This window comes from Nocardia concava NBRC 100430 (genome assembly GCF_000308815.1).
Classification (GTDB): domain Bacteria; phylum Actinomycetota; class Actinomycetes; order Mycobacteriales; family Mycobacteriaceae; genus Nocardia; species Nocardia concava.
Genome location: NZ_BAFX01000189.1, coordinates 14,380 through 34,044, shown reverse-complemented (window position 1 = coordinate 34,044; position 19,665 = coordinate 14,380). Strand labels below are relative to the sequence as shown.

Genomic DNA, 19,665 nt, shown 5'->3' with positions numbered 1-19,665 from the left:
GGCGGGCCCGGTCGCCCAGATGGTCGTCTCGGTGGGACCGTAGAGATTGACCATGCGCCGACCGGCAGACCACTGTGCCACCAGATCCGCGCTCACCGCCTCGCCCGCCACCGCCAGGAACCGCAACTCGGGCAGGTCTTTCGGCGTCATCGTGGCTACCACCGACGGCGTGATGATCGCGTGCGTAACCCGTTGCGTGCGTAGTAGTTCCGCCAGCTGGTCACCGCTGTACACATCCGACGGTGCGACCACGGCCGTCGCCCCGCGCGCGAAGGCCAGCGTCTGCTCGGAGACGAACGAGTCGAAGCTGGGCGAGGCGACCTGCAATACCCGGGCCGACTTGTCCATGTCGAAGGAATCCTGCTGCGAGGCAACCAGATCCGCGACCCCGCGATGGGTGATGAGCACCCCCTTCGGCATCCCCGTCGAGCCGGAGGTGTAGATCATCCAGGCGGCGTTCTCCAACCGCGGCCGCCGCAGCTCGACCTTTTCCGGAACCGCCGCCTCGGGATCGTCGAGCGCCATCCACTCGACCTGCCCCGGCAATGCGGACCGGTGGCCGATATCGGTCAGCCCCACCGTCGCACCGGAATCGCCCAGCATCAGTTCGATCCGCTCGGCGGGCTGGTCCGGATCGATCGGCAGGAACGCGGCCCCGGCCGCCGCCACCGCCCAGACACCGATGATCAGTTCCGCCGAGCGCGGCACGGCCAGCGCCACAATGGTTTCCGGCCCGGCCCCGGCGGCCGCCAGCCGACGTGCGATCCGCTCGGACTCCGCGAGCAATTCGCGATAGGACATCGTCCGCGTCCCGGCCACGATCGCCGTGGCATCGGGATCCAAAGCCGCACCCGCCGTGAATATCTCGTGCAACGTGCGCGGCGACGCCGAGTCCGCCCCGCGCAGTGGTGCCAGCATCACCCGCTCCGCTTCGGTGACCGCCGCCAGCTGCGCGATCCGGCGCTCCGGAGACGTCGCGATATCGGTGAGCGCCCGCACGAACCGGTCCAGCAGCACCCCGGCCCGCTCGGCATCCAGTCGCGAGGTCCAGTAGTTGATCGCGATCCGCATCCGATCACGACCCTCACCGGGCTCTGGAACGACCTTCAGGCTCAACGGATACGGCGCGGTCTCCAGATCGGAGACCTCCAGCACCCGCATCCCCGCCCGCTCCAGGGCGGTATTCAGCCCGCCCCGATCGATCGGCACCGATTCGTAGACGGTGATGGTGTCGAACAGCTCGGGCAGCCCCGCGGCCCGATGGATCTCGGCCAACCCGATGTGCTGATGGTCGAGCATGCGCACCTGCTCCGCGCTCATCCGCTGAAGCACATCGGTCACCCGGTCACGCGGATCGAGGGTCACGCGCACCGGCAGCGTATTGATGAACAGCCCGATCATCTCCTCGACCCCCGCCAACTGCGGAGGCCGCCCGGACACGGTCGCGCCGAACACCACATCGGTCCGACCCGTCACCGTGGCCAACAGCAGAGACCAGGCCAATTGCAGGGCGGTATTCACCGTCGCCCCCGCCGCACGCGTCACCGTCTCCAACCGCGCAGCGATCTCGTCGGGCAGCCCGACCGACACGGTCCCCGCCCCGATCGGCCCCGGATCGGCCGGTGCGGGCAGTGCCACGGTTGCCGCGTCCAGACCCCGCAAAAGCTCGGTCCAGGCCTCGATTCCGACCCCGTCGTCGCTTGCCAGCCAGGACAAGAATCCCGAGTAGGAGTGCGCGGGTGGCCGGGCTGCTTCGAGATCCGTTGCACCACTGATATATCCGGCCAGCAGCTCCTTGATCAGCAGCGGCATGGACCACCCGTCGAGGATGAGGTGGTGGCTGGTGATGAGCAGCGTCGAGGTGTCGGCCGTCGTGCGAATCAGCGTCAACCGCAGCAACGGCGGCCGCGCCAGATCGAACCGCGTCCCCGCATCCGCCTCGGCGACCCGCCGCGCCTCCTCGTCCCGGGCTCGATCATCGTGGATCCCAATGAGATCCACCTCCCGCCACGCCACCTCCGCGTGCCCGAGCACCAGCTGCCGCGGCCCGTCCGGCGTATCCCGGAACGCGACCCGCAGACTGTCGTGTCGATCCAGCACCGCCTGCGCGGCGGCCCGTAGTCGACCGGCATCGATCGCCCCGCCCAGCGCGGCCCGGGTTTGAATCAGATAGCGGTCGATGTCGGCGGGGTCGTACTGGGTGTGGAAGTACATGCCCTGCTGCAGCGGCGAAAGCGGCCACACGTCGACCAGTCCCGGTTCCTCGTCGCGCCAGCGCCGCAGATCGGCGTCCGATATGGCGACAAGACTGAAGGGTTCGACAGGTTCGACAGGTGACAGCGGTTCAGCGGTGGTTGCGACGGCCGCCAGCCCCGCAACGCTCTTGTGGTCGAACACATCCCGCGCACTGAACACGAGCCCGGCCGCCCGTGCCCGCGAAACCAGTTGCAGGGCAATAATGCTGTCCCCACCCAACGCGAAGAACGAGTCGTCGATCCCGACCCGATCACGCCCCAGCAGATCGGCGAACAGCGAAGCCAGCGTCGCCTGCGCGGGAGTCGCCGGTGCCCGGTACTCGGTGGTGTCATCGGCGAATACCGGTGCAGGCAGGGCTTTCCGATCCAACTTGCCTACCGGTGTCAACGGAATAGCATCCATCAACACCAGCGCAGACGGCACCATGAACGCGGGCAGCCGCTGAGCGAGATAGGCCCGCAACTCCCCGACATCCAGCCCCGCCCCCGCCTCGGGCACCACGTACGCCGCGAGCGCGGACGTCCCGGCCGGACCGTTCACACCCAGCGTCACAGCGAATTCCACGCCCGGAGCCGCCGCCAGCGCGGCATCGATCTCCCCCAGCTCGATCCGCTGCCCGCGAATCTTCACCTGGAAGTCCGACCGCCCCTGATACACCAGCCGCGGCTCGGCCTCCGCGGTCCACCGCACCAGATCACCCGTGCGATACATCCGCTCTCCCGGTGCCCCGAAGGGATTCGCGACGAACCGGGAGGCACTGAGCCCGAACCTCCGCAGATACCCGCGAGCCAACCCCGGCCCCGCGAGGTACAGCTCACCGGTGACCCCCGGCGGCACCGGCTGCAGCCAACTGTCGAGCACCAGCACCGAGAACCCCCGCACCGGCCCGCCCAATGTGATCGGCCGGTCCGGCAGCAACTCCACGGATCGCGTTGCCACAATGGTGGTTTCGGTCGGCCCGTACAGATTCACCAGCCGCCGCCCCGGCGCCCACTGCGCCACCAGCTCCGCCCCCACCGCCTCACCGCCCACCGCCAGCGTCCGCAACTCCCGCAGATCATCCGGCCGCAGCGTGGCCAGCACCGACGGCGTGATCAACGCATGCGTCACCCGCTGCTCCCGCAGCAACTCCTCCAGCGCCGCACCGCTGTACCCGTCCGGCGGCGCGATCACCAGGCTGCCACCGCACCCGAACGCGAACAGCGCCTCCAGAATCGATGCGTCGAAGCTCGGCGAGGCCACATGCAAAACCCGCGCATGCCGGTCCAGCCGCATGGTCTTCCGATGCTCGGCAACGAAATTCGCCAGCCCGCGGTGATCCAGCATCGCGGCCTTGGGTTTCCCGGTCGACCCGGACGTATAGATCAGATATGCGAGCTGCTCCGCCCGGATCGGCCCGCCGCGCTCGTCATCGGTCACCGCCGAAGCCGGCTCGGACACCGCCCGCTGAATGGTGTCCGGATCATCGAGCATCAGCCAGTCGACCAGTCCGGGCAGCCGCGCCCCGACATCACGCAGGGTAATCCCCAGCGCAGCACGCGAGTCCGACAGCACATGCTCGATGCGATCGATGGGATGCCCCGGATCCACCGGCAGGAACGCCGCCCCCGTCTTGGCGACCGCCCACAGCGACACCACCGACTCGATGGACCGCGGCAACGCCAGCACCACGACCCGCTCCCGCCCGATCCCCCGGTGCAACAGCACCCGCGCCAGCCGATTCGACCAGGCATCCAGCTCGGCATAGGTCAGCGTCTGATCACCCTCGATCAGCGCGATCCCCTCCGGATCCAAAGCCGCGCCCGCCGCGAGGATTTCGGGCAGGGTGCGCGTCACCACGGATTCCTTGCCCTGCACCGGCACCAGTGCCTTGCGCTCGGCCGCCGAAATAACCGGTATCCGCGACAGCGCCGCCCCGATCCCCGCTTCCAGAAATCGATGCAGGTAAGCAATGAACCGCCGATGGTGCTCGGCCAACTCCTCCGCCCCGTAGAGCGTCGGATTCCCCTGCAGATCCAGATGCGTACTCTCCCCGCCCACACCCGGATACACATTGACGAACAGATCGTCGATCAGCCCCGAAATCAGCACGTGCAGCCGCCCGACCACCGGGCCGAGATGAATCCGGTTGTCGAACATCATGAGATTCACCGTCGGCCCGAACGAGGTCGCGATATCCATGGTGTGGCCCAGATCCCGGAAAATATCCTCCTGCCGATACCGCTGCCGCCGCAACGCCCCCGTCAATTCGCGCTGAGTGGCCGCGAGCAGTTCACCGACGGTCATCCGAGGATCCCGAACCAGTCGCAGCGGCACCACATTCGCGACCATCCCGCCCGACCGCCGCAGTGCCGCCGTGGTCCGCCCCGAAACGGGCAGCCCCAGCGTCACTTCCGGCCCATCGGTCATCGCACCCAGATACGCGGCAAAGGCGGCAACCACAATCGGCGCGATACTCCCCGACTCGGCCGCCGCCATCCGCTCCAGCAATTCCGCCGTCGCGGCGGGCAATTCATCCGATACGAGCGTAGGTTGCGCCGCCACCCCACCACTGCGCCCAGCCAGGGTCACCGGCTCGGCCAGCCCCGCGAGATGGTCGTGCCAATACTCCCGATCCGCCTGCATCCGGCTCGAATCCCGATAGGCGAGGTCATCGTCCACAACCTCCCGCAATGCGGCAGCCCGAGCGGGCGGCACCTCCCGGCCGGCGAGCAGCGCGTCATAGATCTCACTGGTCCGCTGCATCATGGTCATCGCGCCCGCACCGTCGATGACGATGTGGTGCATCCGGGAGTACAGGAACCAGGATTCTGCGCCCAACCGCAGCAGTGCCACCCGGACAAGCCGATCCGCATACAGATCCACCGGTGTGGCGTACTCGGCCCGCATCCAGGCCAGTGCCGCGCCCGGTGGATCAGCTTCCCCACGCAGATCCACGACCTCGACATCGATTTCGAGATCCGGATCAACCACCTGGCCCGGAACACTCCCGGTTTCGATCAGCCGCAGCCCACCGGTCCCGAATTCCCGCCCGGCCCGGCGCACGGCCCGAGCCAATATGTCGATATCAACTTCCCCGCTGAATTCGACATACTGCGCAATGGAAATCGGAATGGTGCCCGCAACCTGCTGGGCGAACCAGATACCGCGCTGTGCGGCGGACAATTCGAATACTTCGGAGGCCGGGCCGGTATCCCCCACGGCGGCTTGGAGCATGGTTGTCCTGTCTGCGAAAGTACGAAGCGGTCGGGTTTCGGTGCGGGCCTGGTCAGCTCGCGCGCCGCCCACCACCTATCTCGACCGTCGTCAGCGCCGCCCCCGACGTGCTCAAGTACTCCCGCAAGGTTGCCCCGTCATCGAGCACCAACCAGCGGACCGAGTCGCTCAGCTCCTCCCGCCGCGCATGCACCGTCACCCCCACGGTGGTCGCGGGCAGAAACACTCCCGCCTCGACCCGCACCGACGCGCTACCGATCTTCGCCAGCGCGTGCCGCACCGCGACAGTCTCGAATTCTGGCACCGCCGCCAGCCCCACCAGGCATCCCTGCCCCGCACCCCGCCGCAGCAGCATGCGCGCCAGCCGATTCGACCAGCGATCCAGCTCGACATAACTCAACTCGAACCGCCCATCGGAGGCGACAATCCCATCCGGATACGACGGCACCGCCACCACTCCATCGGTCAGCACGCCCGTGCCCATCCGCCCGGACAACATCGCAGTCGAAGACATCCCGATCAATCCTCCCGAGTCATTGAACGCATTCCTCACACGGGCGTGAAAATCACCCCCGTGCAATTAGCAGATCCGGCACACGATTACGCACGCCATCGGGCGACAATCGTGAAAGAGCACAGACACCCCAGCGTCAGGGTCCAACCTGGGATTTGCGGCGGAACCAGGTCTGAGGGTGGGACCATCGCCGCGAAATGTAATGCCGCTGAATTCAATTCGAAGGGCTTACCCACCCCACCGTAACCGCGCTCAAACCCCCCGATCCAATCCCGTTCCGTGGGCACACCAGCCAGTGCAAACACTCGACAAGGCCCACCACCAACCACATGACAGATCCACCACCAGACCCGACAACCCGCAGATTTTGCGTCTTTGGGTTTTGTCTTTTCGGGTTTTGTCTCTAAAGGTGATCCGTGCAGTCCGTGGGCCGGTAGGTGAGTCACGGCTCCCAACTTGGCGTCAGCCCAAGTCCGGTAGGGCAGGCGACGCCACCACACTTTTCGTTTATCTTTCCCCGGGTTACCTGACCTCACGCACTCTGAATCACATGTTGGCGTGACGAGTCCGCCAGTACGCCTTGCGCTGAGAAGGCGTGCAATACACGTGCATCATCTCCATGAGTCCATCGATTACCGGCCCCGCATCAATGAACGGGGAAATGGTTTCCGCATCGGGGACACCGCCCGCGGTGACCGGAGGCACCGGCTCCGTCGGGAACAGGAATGGTGTGCCTTCGGGGGTGGTGGTGATCGAATCGCCGGTGGGCGTGGTCCATTGCACCTCCCGATCCGGGAGATGATCGACCTTCCAACCGTTGCGGTGATTATCGGCGAGAGTCTTGAGCCGGTGATGGCGTCGACACCGCGCACCCAGATTATGTTCGGTAGTGCGGCCACCGTTGTCGGGATTGTCGTGGTCGAAGCGGTCTTGGTGGTCGAGGTCGGTATCGGCGGCGGGCACCTGGCAGCCGGGGGCGCGGCAGATGCCATCGAGGGCACGCACCCGCGAGGCAACACGCGCGGTCGGCTGGTACACCAGTTCGCGGGTCGCGGTCGTCGCGGGCGCGGTGGTGTCGGTGATGATTTCGAAGCGGGCGTGACGCGCCAGCTGCCGGGCGAGGTCGGCGTCGATCGCGCCGAATCCGGCCAGCAGCGCCGGGTTGTCCTGCAGTCCCGCAAGCGTTTCCGCCGACACACCCACCTGCACGAGCGCCTTCCGAGCCACCGGAGCCACCGCGTCGAACGCGGCGCGCGGGCAGTCCTCGCGACCACACTGACAGGTCAGGCGACCGGTGCCGTCCGCGAGGGCGACCAATGCATCTGCGCGGCGCTGGTTCTGGGTACGCGGGTCCTCGCTGCACACCTGCGTGCACGCCATCTCGCGCAGCTTCTCGTACAAGGTGCGCCCACCGACAGCAGGCAGGACCGCGTCAACGACAGCGGTTCCGTTGTCGGCCGCATTGACACTGACGTAACGCTCGGCCTCGGCTTCCTTACGCCGAACGGCCTGCCCCTCGGGGTCGGCCTCGGTGAGCCAACGCCGCGCGGTACGCCGAACCCGCTGCGGGTCAGCATTTTCCGCATACGCCGCGATCTTCGGCTCCAACTCGGCCAACAGATCCTCGGGCACATTGGTCAGGGTCTCGCGGATCGCACGCACCTGCGCCAGATCGATACGCCCGGCAGCGAAGGCTCGCGCCGTGCTCGGGTAGCGGTGCTCGAGGTCGAGCCCGATATTGATCAGATTGTCCGCGGAACGCTGCGACATCTTCAGCGCCACACCGATCTCAGTGGCCGCGCTCTCACCCGCGTACAGCTGCCCGACCCCCACCTCGAGTTGCTGGGCGCGGCGGGCCTCGTACAGCTGTGTCATGAGCGCGGTCTCTTCCGCCTGCAACGCAGCTATCCGTGAGTGCACGACGCGAAGCTGTTCCACCACCTCGAAGGTGTTGGCCCAGTCATCAGCGAATTCACCCATACCATCGATCATAGTTTCGAATCCCGCGACACGACACCATGATCGAAGCGACGCGCCTGTAATCTTCTAGCTACCAATAAGATTCGCAAGCCACCCACCGAACCGGTCGACAGGATCCCCGACCACCTGTAGGGAATGTGTGTGGAAAGACGGTGGGTGCGGCCGGTACTCGTGACGATCTCAGCGATCGCCGGAATGGCAATCGTAAGCTGCCTGGTCTTACTCGCCCCCAAGTGGATCCTCGGCGCGGAAGGCCGCCAGCTGACCCCCGCCGATCACATCGCCGCACTCAATACCGTTCGCGCCCAATGCATCACGATCGTCACCGCACTCAGCGGCATCGTCGTCGCAGCCTACGGCGTGTACCGCTTCTACCTCGAAAAGGATAAGCAACGCCTCGACGAGGACAAGCACCTGACCGGCCTCTTCGACAGCGCCGCCGGACGCCTCGCCGCGGACAGCCCCGCCGTGCGAGCGGTCGCGGTGCGCACCCTGTACCGGCTGATGGTGGATTCACCGAGAGACCATCAACTCGTGGTCGCCACCCTGTGCGATGCGCTGCGGCAGTACACGGTGACGCCAAACCCCGATGCGACGCCCGGAACGCTGCCCTCCGATGTCGCCGCCGCAGCCGCGGCACTGCGAGACCGGCCGCGCCGCACTGAACCTCACCCGCTCGACCTGACCGGCGTCCAGCTCCCCAACGCGGATCTCACCGGCGCGGATCTTTCCGGCGCGATCTGGCCGCGCGCCCGGCTGTCCGGCGCGACCCTGCGCGACACCGTCCTTGAACGCACACTGCTCGGCGGCGCAGACCTGTCGGGCGCGATCCTCACCAATGCGAAAGCCAGTCACATCCATCTCGCCGACGCGACATTGACCCAAGCCGACCTCACCGCCGCCGACCTGCGCGGAGCGGACTTGCGGCGCGCACGATTTCGCGGTGCCATCCTTACTTCGGCAGACCTGAGCGACGCCGATCTGACCGGCGCGGATCTCACCGGCACCGATCTGCGCCAGGCACGCGGCCTCACCGCGTCGATGCTGCGCTCGGCGACGGTCGGCAACGACACCGCGCTGCCTCCCGGCCTGAGCTAGCCACCGCCCCGAGCCGCCGATCGGTTACCGTAAATCCGGTTCGGTGATCCAGGGAGGAACGGGCAGCACGTGGCGTCACAGTGGGATTCTTTGCAGCACTCGCCATTTGGCCACGCGCAACTCGGTAGAATGAACACTGGGGCCGAGAGCCGAGAGCCGAGAGCCGAGAGCCGAGAGCCGAGAGCCGAGAGCCGAGAGCCGAGAGCCGAGAGCCGCCATGCCGAACAGGCTCTCCCCCGCTAGTGGTCACGTTCGACTGGCGCCACGACGCCCCCCGCACCCTGGACGACCCCGCCTGGGAGACCTTCTCCGCGAACGAATTCGTCGTACTCGTGGTGGCCCGCACCCTGACCTCGGCATACCGCCTCCTGGAGGCCGTCGAATGGTTCCGTGACGACTTCCGCATCCGCCTCGTCTTCACCGCCGACGCCACCTCCGCCTTCAGCTCCGGCGTCCTGGACCTCTTAGGCTCCTCCGGCGTCCGCCTGGTCGACTGGGAACAGGTCCGGGCCCGCACCTTCCGTTACCACCTGGTCCTGACCGCCAGCGAGAATATCGATTTCGACGCCCTCGACGCCCACGCGGTTCTTCTCCCCCACGGCCTGGGATTCAACAAACTGGTTCCCAGCGGCGAGGGCGCGGACCGCCTGGCCGGTCTACCCCCGACCCGCGCCCTGCGAGCAGGCAAAGTGACCGTCGCCCTTTCCCATCCCGAACAACGCGATCAGCTGCTCACCGCCAATCCCGAGACCGCCGGCCACACCGCGATAGTCGGCGACCCCACCTTCGACCGCCTGCACGCGAGCCGCGCTCTACGCCACCGATACCGAGAGTCGCTCGGCACCGGCGACCGTACTCTGGTGGCCGTCGCCTCCACCTGGGGAAAACAGTCGCTGATCGGTCGAAGACCCAGCCTGCCCGCCGAACTACTCGCCGCGATCGACGCCGACTCCTATCAGGTCGTCCTGGTACTGCACCCGAATGTCTGGGCCCGCTACGGAAAGCTCCAGATCGAACTCTGGCTCTCCTCCGCCCTGGCCGCCGGTCTGATCCTGATGCCGCCCGAATCGGGTTGGCAGGCCGCGCTGATCGCCTCCGACCAGGTCATCTCCGACCATGGTTCGCTGGCCTTGTTCGCCGCGGCCCTCGACCGCCCGCTACTACTCGCGGGCCGCGCCCCTGAAACCGTCCCGGGCACACCGACCGATGACCTGGCGAAGGCAGTCCCGACTCTGCTGTCCGGCACGGACTTACGACCGCAGCTCGAATCCGCACGACAGAGCCACCGGCCAGGCAGCTATGCGCACATCACCGATCGCGTCTTCTCGCACGTCGGCGATGCGACCCGGAACATGCGCAACCTCCTCTACCGAGAGCTCGGAGCGACGCCTCCCAGCCACCCGAACCCTCTGGCCCGCATTCCGATTCCCCAGGCTCGCGCACGGACTGTGACGTCCTATGTGGTCCAGAACGCGGCGGCCACCGGCCCCACCCTCACCCTCGTTCGCTTCCCGGCGTCGGTATGGCGGGACCCGGAGGACGGCGAGATCGAAACCCATGTGGTGGCAGATGAATCCGAGGCAGACCCGACGATTCTCGAGCGCGCTGCCGCGGTAACCCGTGACCTGCCGCTGAACCCCAGCCAAGCACACCGATGGGCGCAGTCAGCGCTGTCCGCTTATCCGGGCGCGCGCCTCGCGATCACAGCCACCCCCGACGGCGCGCTGGCCGTCCTCCGCGGTGGCGGAACCGTCCGAGTCATCACCGAATCCGATCCGAGCGCGAACGTTCAGTTGCTCGCATCGGCCATCTACTGCTGCCTGATCGACCGATCCCTCACCGATCGGCTCGTCACCATCCAGGCTGGAACCACCACGCTCACCGCAGAACTCATTCTGGACCCGTCACCCGACGCAGCTCCTCGCTGAGCGAGTCCGCCCGCCCGGTGCCCAGGATGCGGTGGATCGATACCATCCGCTCCAGCGCCTCTCGCATCACCGCACGATCCCCGAGCCGCTGACCGAGCTGCCACAACCGCTCGTGCGCCGCCGCCTCATAGAACGCGTCCCCACTGCCCGCCAGCATCCTTGCCGCTTCAGTGAAAAGCGTTCGCGCTTCCTGACTTTCACCCCGCTCGTCGAGGATGCGCCCCAGCTCGGTGATCGACCGTCCCACCATCCTGGGGTCCGGCTCGACCAATGCCTCGATCAGCGACCGAGCCGTGCGCATGGTCTGTTCGGCTTGTTCGAGGTCACCCCGACTCCGATACGCCCGCGCAAGAAAGAACGTGACGAACGCCGTTCCCCGAGCATCATTCTCGCCGTTGAACAACTCGATCGACCGCGCGTAGGCCGCGATCGCCCCGTCGATATCCCCCGTCGCCTCCCGATAGCGCCCGACGAATTCCCACACCGACGCCAATAACCGCCCATCACCGGCGGATTCGGCCAACGGCAGCGCCTCGACCAGCAATTCCTCACGAGCCCGCTCCGGCCGCTCCAGCTCCAGCCACGCACGCGACACAAAACTGCGCAGCCGCGCCTCCGCCCGCCGATTCCCCGCCAGCCGCGCCGAGGCCACCGCGATCTCACTCGACACAGTCCAGTCGACGTAATACCGCCGCGTGACGAACACGGCCGTCATCGCCTCCCCGAGCTGCCACGCCAGCTCATGCCAGCCGCGCTCAGCCGCAACACGCTGCACCGCAAGCAGATTCGGCCGCTCGGCATCCAGCCAGTCCAGCCCCGAACGCCGTGCCTCCGCCCCGGTGAACGGCGATCGGTAGCCCGCCACCACGTCGTCGGGTGTACACCGGAATCGCTTGGTACCCAACGCCGCAATATCAGCCTGAGCCGCCCGCAACAGCAAGTGACGCGCCACCGCCCGCAACGCGTCGTCCCGCACCTTCTCCGCGTCGAGGCGCTCCGACAGCTCCCCCGCATGCCGCCGCAACAGCGAGTGCAGCGACAACCGCTGGTTCGAATCCTCGCTGAGCAGACCGGCTTCGATCAGCTCGGAGACAGCCATCTCGGTCGTCACGGCATCCCGACCGATCAGCGCCGAGGCCGTCTCGGCACTCAAATCGCGCCCCGGAAACACCCCCAGCAGCCGATACAACCGCGCCGCCTCATCATCCAGCCCCTCGTACGCGTCCGAGAACACCGCGGCCACCGCCTCCCACCCCGCCCGGCCATAGGCCACGAGACCACTGTCATCGGTTTCGATCGAGGCAACCAGCGACTCGATCCGCAACATCGGCCGCGCCACCAACTTGGCCGCCGCGACCTTCAACGCCACGGGCAGTCCCGCGCACAAGCGCACCAACCGGACAACCGCGCCCGGCTCCCGTCGCGCCCGCTCCCCGACGAGTTCACCGATCAGCTCGGCCCCCGCCGCACCGTCCAACGGCTCGAAATACCGCGCCTCCGCACCGTCGAGCACCAGCTCACTCAACCGCGCATTACTGGTCACCAGCACCGAACTCGACGCGCTGATCGGCAGAAACGGCACCACCTGAGCCGCATCGGTGACGTCCTCCAGCACGATCAGCACCGATTTCTCAGCCGTCAGACTGCGCAGCAGATTGGTCCGCGCCGCCAGACTCGCCGGAACCGCGTCCTCGCTCACCCCCACCGCCATCAGACAGGTGGCCAGCGCGTCCGCCACCGAGGGCCGCACCCCGTCCACCCGACCGAAGTCGACGCACAGGTCCCCGTCCGCGAATGTCCGTGCCGCCCTGGCCCGTTCGACACATCGCCGCACGAACGCCGTCTTCCCGATCCCCGGCAGCCCCGCGCATACTCCGACCCGTGTCCCCGCCGCCCGTTCAGCGGCCCACAGATTGTCGACCCACTCGAAGTCCGCCCGCCGATTGACGAAGACCCGAGGCCCCAGCGGAACCTCGTGCGGCACCACCATGCAAGAACCTCCCGGCCACTCGCTACATCGGTCCGAACAAACACTATCGCGACAGCGCGACCCACTCACACCATCGACAGGGTCGAAAACCATTCTCGCAAACCCGTTTTCACCTTCGATCCGTTTCCCTCCGCCGAGACACGCTCGGGCCGGGCCCGCGACGCCCGCTTCCTGCCTGGTCGCTCTCAGCCGGACTAGGTAGGGTGCCGCCCGTGGATACAGCGGAGTTCGTACAGCGGGGCAGCACGATCGTGGATCGGCTGTCGACCACGCAGGCCGCCCCGCCGTGGCAGTTGGTGGTGGGAACCGGTGTGGTGGCGCTGGTGCTGGTGGTGTTCCACCCGACCTGGCGAGTGCTGCGCAATGTGGTGACCATCGCCCACGAGGGCGGCCACGCGTTCACCGCGCTGCTGACCGGCCGCCGCCTCAACAGCATCCGATTGCATTCGGACACTTCGGGTCTCACCGTGTCGAGCGGTAAGCCCTACGGCCTCGGAATGATCCTGACCATGGCCGCGGGTTATCCCGCCCCCGCCCTGCTGGGCCTGGGCTACGCGGCATTGCTGGGCGCACATCGCATTACCCTCATGCTCTGGCTGACCATTGCCCTGCTGCTGGTCCTGCTGCTCAAGGTCCGCAACTTCTACGGCCTGCTCTCCCTGCTGGTGACCGGAGGCATCATCTTCGCGGTGTCCTGGTTCGGCACCGACACCCTCCAGGCCGCCCTGGCGTACTCCGCCGCCTGGTTCCTGCTGCTCGCGGCGGTCCGCCCGGTCATCGAACTCCAGCGCAATCGCAGGCACGAACCCAATTCCGACGCCGACCAACTGGCCCACCTGACCCGCATTCCGGGCCTGCTCTGGGTGCTGGCCTTCGGCGCGATCGCCCTCTGCTCGCTGGCCTTCGGTACCCGCCTGCTGCTCGCCGATGTGACCGGCGTCTGCGTGCCGCCCCTCACACACAGTACGTGCGCCGCGTCAACCGATCGGTGAGCATTGTCCCACCTCAGGGCGAGAGTGGTCCCGTGGCAAGGATTCTGGTGAACGGCGACTAACATTCCTCTTGCACCGTCCGGGTGATCACGAACACCGGATTTGCCCGGATCTTGGCCCGCCTCGCACCGATCGTTTCGATCGATCCCGAGCCGGGCGTTCGATCGTTGCGGCAAGGAGGGATTCGGGGATGGAAAGACCGGCGTGGGCTCCGGAGGGCGTGGACATGAACCGGGCCAGCCCGGCGCGGATGTACGACGCGCTGCTGGGTGGTTCGCACAACTTCGAGATCGACAGGCAGGCCGCCGAGCAGGCCAAGAAGCTGGTCCCGGACCTGCCGCGGCTGGCGCTCAGCAATCGCGCCTTCCTGCGCCGGGCGGTCCGGTTCCTGGTGGATTCGGGTGTGCGGCAGTTCCTCGACATCGGTTCGGGCGTGCCGACCGCGGGCAATGTGCACGAGGTCGCCCAGGCCATCGATCCCGAGTGCCGGGTGCTCTACGCCGATATCGATCCGGTGGCGGTCGCCCATGCCCGGGCGATCCTGCACGGAAATGACCGCGCCGCCGCCATCGAGGCCGATCTGCGCGAGCCCGAGGCGCTGTTGGCGCAGGCCCGCGCCACCGGCATCATTGATTTCGACCAACCGGTCGGTGTCCTCCTCATCGCGGTCCTGCACCTGGCGAGCGACGCCGACGCCCCCGTCGAAAAGGTCAACACCCTCTACGACGCGGTCCCCGTCGGCAGCTATGTGGCCATCTCCCACCTGACTTCGGCCACCCGCCCCGAGGACGCCGCCAAGCTGCAGAACAATTCGACCAATGTCAGCCGGGTCGGCCTGCACTTCCGCGACCGCGCAGAGATCACCGCCCTGTTCGGCAAGTGGGAGCCGATCGAGCCCGGTGTGGTGGAATTGCCGTTGTGGCGGCCGGAATCCGACCGCGACCAGCACGAGGAGCCGGGCCGTTCGCTCGGTCTGGCGGGTGTGGGCCGCAAGGCCTGAATCGCACGAAAAGGGGAAGGGGGTCAGAGGTGGCGAATGAGCTGGCGGTCCGGTGGGCCGGCATGCTGGACGGCGCGGTCGCGCCCACCCTGACCCGCGCCCAGGTCGAGGACCTGCTCGACACCTTCAGCGCGCGCCTGATCGCGGCGGTGCGCGGCACCGCGGACATGTCGGTGGCCCGCGACGCCGCCGCGGCCCTGGTAGCCGCCAACTACCGCGATCCGCTGGCCGTGCATCGCTCGGTGCTGGTGCTGTGCAAGGACCTGGTCACGGCCGTGTGTCCTGATACCGACTGCCCCGACTACTGGCCGGTCCGCGAACGCGCCATCGAACTGGCCGCCGAATTCGCGGCCGAGTTCACCGCCGGATTGCGCAATGCGGCTCTGGCCGAACAGGAGACGACGCTCAGCGCCGCACTCACCGCCGCCCGCGAGGCCGAATCGCGCAGGCACCTGTCGGAGGCCAGATTCCAGGCCATCTTCGAGGGCGCGTCGGTGGGCATCGGCACCGTCGACATCACCACCGGCCAGGTGGTCGATGTCAATAACGCCATGGCCGAAACCCTGGGCGTCCCCGCCGAGGCCATGCCCGGCCGTTCGGTCGCCGACATTCTCGGCCCGGCCAATATCGGCGAGGCGTTCGCACTGTTCCAGCGGCTGCTCTCCGGCGAGATCGATCGCTTCCGCTTCGAGACCGAGCACACCAAACCCGATGGCGCGCGCACCATCATCGACCTGTCCATGACGATCGTGCGCGACAGCGACGGCAAGCCGCGCTTCCTGATCGGCGTCACCGTCGATGTCACCGACCGCAAGCAGCTGGCCGATCAGCTCTGGTACGACGCGCACCACGATTCGCTGACCGGACTGCCCAACCGGCTGCTGTTCTTCGACCGGCTCACCGCGGCCACCGGCCAGGTCGGCGTCTGCTATCTGGATCTGGACGGGTTCAAGGAGATCAACGACCGCCGCGGCCACACCGCCGGCGATCGGGTGCTCTGCGATGTGGCCCAGCGGCTGCGGATGGCCCTGCCGCCGAACGGGGTCTGCGCGCGCCTGGGCGGCGACGAGTTCATCGTGCTGGTCGAAAACTGCTCGGGCCAGGAGGAATTGGATACCGTCGCGGACAATCTGCTGGCCGCGCTGGACGATCCGTTCGATGTCGCCGGGCTGCTGGTGCGCGTCGGCGCGAGCATCGGCACCGCGCTGGTGGACACCGACGCCACCGCCATCGACGAGCTCATGCACGCGGTGGACACCGCCATGTACCGGGACAAGGCGCTGCGCCACCGCACCGACGGGTCGATTCCGCGCTAGATCACGAACGGCACCAGGGCCTTTCGCTCGGCCGGGTAATCGGTGAACTTCTCCCGGTACCAGCCGTGCGTGGCGAACGCTCGCGGCACCAGATTCCCGAAGGTGATCAGGAAGATGACCACGCCCGGCAGCGCCCAGGTCAGGATCGCGAATCCGGCCCAAGCGACCAACTCGCCCAGATACGTGGGGCTGGTGACGAATCGGAATCCCAGACCGTACGGAATCTTGTATTCGGTTGCGCCCGGATTGTTCTTGTCGCGCAGATTCCGCACGATCGCCTCCGAGCTGACCAGCAGCCCGAAACCGCTGAGGTAGACGATCAATCCGATGATGAAGCGCGGATCGGTCAGCCAGCCGGTGCCGTACTGCCCGAGGTAGTCGTGGCTGAACAGCGCCCCGTTGAGGTACCCGTGCAGCGAGGTGACCAGCATGCCCATGCCGAGCACCGAAACGTTGAAACTGCTGGTCTTACCGGGCACTTGGCGGATATTGAGGGGGAAGAACCACCCCCGATTGCCGTAGTGCAGAATCCAGATGGCCGCCAGCACCAGGGAAGTCGGCTCGAAGCGGTTCGGACCGGTCAGGTACGCGACCGCGAAGACCACGGTGGCCGGGATCTCCATCAGCCACCAGCCCAGCTTCGGATTGAGATTGAGCCCGAGCCTGGTGGTGGCGAAGCGACCGTACGGGCTCTGCCCGAAGAGGCCGCCGATGAGAACGAACGCGGCGAACGCGAAGGCGATCGTGAGCACGGTGTCGTAGACGGTATTGCCGGTATACCAGTTCATTCGTGGTCCTTCAGGGTCTAAAACTAGAACAGGTTCTACCACAGTGCGCGTGCCGACCGGTACCCACGGTCGGGCATCGTGGAGGACCGGCGGGTAGGTTGGCGGGAACCCGGAGGGAGGCAAGGTGGGTTCGCAGGGATGGGATGCGCTGCTCGAATGGATGCCGTTTTTTCTCGAGGAGGACGAGGACGCCGACGAATCCGGACTCGGATGGAACCCGCGTTTCGTCCAGGTCCGTGACGAACTCACCGGCCGCCGAGTGCATTTCGCGCAGCAGGGCACCGAGATCGAGGTGATCGTGGCCGTCCCCGACGACGCCGCCGACGCCGAGCGACTGCTGAGCACGCTGCGCGAGCAGCCCGACGGCACCTGGGATCCGGTACCGCTGCCCTCCGAATCCGATGCCACCGCACCGGATCCGCAGTGGCGGGCCATGCAGCGGGTGCACCAGCAGCCGCGGCTGGCGCGTGAATGGAGCACCGGATGGCAGCGCGGCGAGTCGATCGATCTGCGCCGGGGCGTCGCCGAGTCGGTGGTGAGCGTGCTGCGCGACGGCCTCGACATGGACGGCGATCGGCTGCGCTTCGCGACCTGGAGCATGGACGCGCCCGGCAGCGGCAGCTACGGCCTGCCCGCCGACCGGCCCAGCGAGCGCGAGGCGCCCGTGGTGTGTTCGGACTGGGAGGATTTCGAGGCGCGGCTGGGCTGGGCGCTGACCACGCTGCCGTGGGACGGGGTCATCAATCTGAGCACCCCGCATCCCGGTCCGGATCCGTGCTTCGTCCAATTCCTGCACGGCAGGCAGCTTTTCAACGAGGCCAGCGGCTGGGACGTGGCCGGGCTGGGCGGCGAATTCGACCGGCGCATGCGGGATCTGGGGTGGAGTTTCGCACCGCACAGCGTGCCCGGCGGGGCGGCGCTCATCTGGGAGGGACCGCTGGCCAAGGCCGGGTTCAATCCCAGCCTGCGGGGCGCACCGCGGCGGACGGTGGCGACGTTCACCGAGGTGTTCTGTGTCGGGCATCCGCAGGATCTGGTGTTCCGCGCCTTCCGCAACGGGCGGCGGAAGGATCCCGAATTACGCTATCTGGACATCGAACTCGGGATTCCGCGCGACGTGCGGTGACTACAAGCGCCGCAGGTGGATCGGCAGTCCGTCGGCCGGAGTCGGGCCGGTGCCGGCGACGAGGGTGACCTCGTAGTCGTCCGGCACGCTCCAGCTGTAGTTCAGCAGCATGCGGTGCATGGTGGCCTTGACGGTCATGCCGCCGAAGTACCGCCCGATGCACTTGTGCGCGCCACCGCCGAAGGGCGGCCAGACGTAGCGGTGCGACTTGTCCTCGGCGCGGGCGGGATCGAAGCGTTCCGGATCGAAGACGTCCGGATCGTGCCAGTACTCGGCATTGCGCATCATGGAGTACGGCCCGGCCATGACGAGCGCGCCCTTGGGGATGAAATAGCCCGCGATCTCGGTGTCCTCCAGCGCCTCTCGCACCATCTGCCCGACCGGGGCGTACATGCGCAGGGTTTCACGGAAGGCCATTTCCAGGCTCGGCAACGTATCCAGGTCGGCGTAGTCGAGGGTCGGTTTGCCCAGTGCCTGGGACTCCGCGCGCAGGCGTTGCTGCCATTCGGGATGTCTGGCCAGCTCATAGGCGAGCATGGAGATGGCGATGGTGCTGGTGTCGTGGGCGGCCATCATCACGAAGATCATGTGGTCGACGATGTCGGCGTCGGTGAAGGATTCGCCGTCCTCGGTCTCGGCGTGGCAGAGCACGCTGAACAGGTCCTCACCGTCGCCGGCGCGCTTGGCGGGCAGTTCGCGGCGGAAATAGTCCTCGAGCAGTTTGCGACCGCGTAGACCCCGATTCCACACTCCCCCCGGCATGTTCGTGCGAATGATGGCCTTGCCACCGTGCACGGCGTCCTCGAAGGCGCGCGACAGACGCGTGCCCTCGGGGCCGAGTTCCGCACCCGCGAAGACCACGGTGGCCTGTTCCAGCAGCAGCCGCTTGACGTGGTCGTAGAGCGGGAAGTCCGGGGCGGGCCGCCAGGAATCGACGCCGCGCACGATGCGCGGGGTGGTGAGGTTGAGGTAGCCGATCAGGCGCGGGCGGGTGAAGGCCTGCTGCAGGATGCGGCGGTGGTAGGTGTGATCGTCGAAGTCGCGCAACAGGATTCCGCCGCGGAAGAACGGGCCGATGAGGAATTCCCAGCCCTTCTGCGCGGAGAACACGTGTTTGCGGTCGAGCAGGAACTCCTCCATGGCCTCCGGACTGCCCACGCCGACCACCTGCCGGCCGAACACGCCCATCCACTGCACCGGGCCGTAGAGCTTCATGCGCTCGCGGCTGAAGCTCAGCGGATCGGCGAGGGTCGCCACCACGTGGCCGACGCCCGGCGGGCCGTAATCGCCCATCACGGGTTTGAGTCCACTGCCCGGCGGCGCGGCCGCGAGCGCGCGCGGAACGGACGGATAACGCTCCAGCATCCCGGCGGCGCGACGCTGAATTCGGTGATTCACCACGGCTTTTCGTACAGCCATCCACCAACGGTAGCGGAAACGGTGATATCCGTAAACGGTCGT

At 67.2% G+C, this 19,665-nt stretch carries 12 protein-coding genes; 6 read left to right on the top strand and 6 right to left on the bottom strand.

Going from position 1 to position 19,665, the window contains the following annotated elements; genetic code table 11:
• The 3 genes from ON43_RS37060 to ON43_RS37050 form a co-directional block, all read right to left on the bottom strand.
• Positions 1–5,472: non-ribosomal peptide synthetase (locus ON43_RS37060; protein WP_040815279.1), on the bottom strand; the 5,472-nt coding region annotated here is incomplete at its 3' end.
• Between the two features lie 52 nt (positions 5,473–5,524).
• A complete protein-coding gene (locus ON43_RS37055; RefSeq protein WP_157514337.1) occupies positions 5,525–5,986 on the bottom strand; it encodes an AMP-binding protein in 462 nt (153 codons plus the stop codon).
• A gap of 546 nt (positions 5,987–6,532) precedes the next feature.
• Entirely contained in the window at positions 6,533–7,966 is a 1,434-nt protein-coding gene (locus ON43_RS37050) for an HNH endonuclease signature motif containing protein (protein ID WP_157514336.1), read from the bottom strand.
• A gap of 195 nt (positions 7,967–8,161) precedes the next feature.
• Between ON43_RS37050 and ON43_RS44495 the strand changes: the two genes are divergently transcribed.
• Positions 8,162–9,064, top strand: a complete 903-nt coding sequence (locus tag ON43_RS44495; protein ID WP_051179777.1) for a pentapeptide repeat-containing protein — start codon at positions 8,162–8,164, stop codon at positions 9,062–9,064.
• 242 nt (positions 9,065–9,306) lie between these two features.
• Entirely contained in the window at positions 9,307–10,992 is a 1,686-nt protein-coding gene (locus ON43_RS37040; protein ID WP_051179776.1) for a hypothetical protein, read from the top strand.
• Here the strand turns inward: ON43_RS37040 and ON43_RS37035 are convergent.
• Positions 10,955–12,982, bottom strand: a complete 2,028-nt coding sequence (locus ON43_RS37035) for a tetratricopeptide repeat protein (protein WP_040815277.1) — start codon at positions 12,980–12,982, stop codon at positions 10,955–10,957. The two genes, ON43_RS37040 and ON43_RS37035, sit on opposite strands and share 38 nt — an antisense overlap.
• A gap of 212 nt (positions 12,983–13,194) precedes the next feature.
• Between ON43_RS37035 and ON43_RS37030 the strand changes: the two genes are divergently transcribed.
• The 3 genes from ON43_RS37030 (at position 13,195) to ON43_RS37020 (ending at position 16,290) form a co-directional block, all read left to right on the top strand.
• Complete coding sequence (locus tag ON43_RS37030) at positions 13,195–13,974, top strand: M50 family metallopeptidase (RefSeq protein WP_040815275.1); 780 nt, start codon at positions 13,195–13,197, stop codon at positions 13,972–13,974.
• A gap of 190 nt (positions 13,975–14,164) precedes the next feature.
• Positions 14,165–14,974, top strand: a complete 810-nt coding sequence (locus ON43_RS37025; RefSeq protein ID WP_040815273.1) for an SAM-dependent methyltransferase — start codon at positions 14,165–14,167, stop codon at positions 14,972–14,974.
• A gap of 29 nt (positions 14,975–15,003) precedes the next feature.
• Entirely contained in the window at positions 15,004–16,290 is a 1,287-nt protein-coding gene (locus tag ON43_RS37020; RefSeq protein WP_040815271.1) for a sensor domain-containing diguanylate cyclase, read from the top strand.
• Here ON43_RS37020 and ON43_RS37015 read toward each other — a convergent pair.
• Complete coding sequence (locus tag ON43_RS37015; protein ID WP_040815270.1) at positions 16,287–17,078, bottom strand: phosphatidylethanolamine N-methyltransferase family domain-containing protein; 792 nt, start codon at positions 17,076–17,078, stop codon at positions 16,287–16,289. The two genes, ON43_RS37020 and ON43_RS37015, sit on opposite strands and share 4 nt — an antisense overlap.
• A gap of 124 nt (positions 17,079–17,202) precedes the next feature.
• On the opposite strand from ON43_RS37015, the gene ON43_RS37010 reads away from it, so the two are divergent.
• Positions 17,203–18,204, top strand: coding sequence for a TY-Chap domain-containing protein (locus ON43_RS37010; protein WP_040815269.1), 1,002 nt, complete (start codon positions 17,203–17,205; stop codon positions 18,202–18,204).
• On the opposite strand, the gene ON43_RS37005 is transcribed toward ON43_RS37010, so the two are convergent.
• Complete coding sequence (locus tag ON43_RS37005) at positions 18,205–19,623, bottom strand: cytochrome P450 (protein ID WP_051179773.1); 1,419 nt, start codon at positions 19,621–19,623, stop codon at positions 18,205–18,207.
• Between the last annotated feature and the right edge of the window lie 42 nt (positions 19,624–19,665).

What these genes read in the sequence shown, in the direction of transcription:
- ON43_RS37050 (WP_157514336.1), bottom strand. Translation starts at nt 7,966, where the DNA reads ATGGGTGAATTCGCTGATGACTGGGCCAACACCTTCGAGGTGGTGGAA.
- ON43_RS37015 (WP_040815270.1), bottom strand. Translation starts at nt 17,078, where the DNA reads ATGAACTGGTATACCGGCAATACCGTCTACGACACCGTGCTCACGATC.
- ON43_RS37005 (WP_051179773.1), bottom strand. Translation starts at nt 19,623, where the DNA reads ATGGCTGTACGAAAAGCCGTGGTGAATCACCGAATTCAGCGTCGCGCC.
- ON43_RS37055 (WP_157514337.1), bottom strand. Translation starts at nt 5,986, where the DNA reads ATGTCTTCGACTGCGATGTTGTCCGGGCGGATGGGCACGGGCGTGCTG.
- ON43_RS37035 (WP_040815277.1), bottom strand. Translation starts at nt 12,982, where the DNA reads ATGGTGGTGCCGCACGAGGTTCCGCTGGGGCCTCGGGTCTTCGTCAAT.
- ON43_RS37025 (WP_040815273.1), top strand. Translation starts at nt 14,165, where the DNA reads ATGGAAAGACCGGCGTGGGCTCCGGAGGGCGTGGACATGAACCGGGCC.
- ON43_RS44495 (WP_051179777.1), top strand. Translation starts at nt 8,162, where the DNA reads ATGGCAATCGTAAGCTGCCTGGTCTTACTCGCCCCCAAGTGGATCCTC.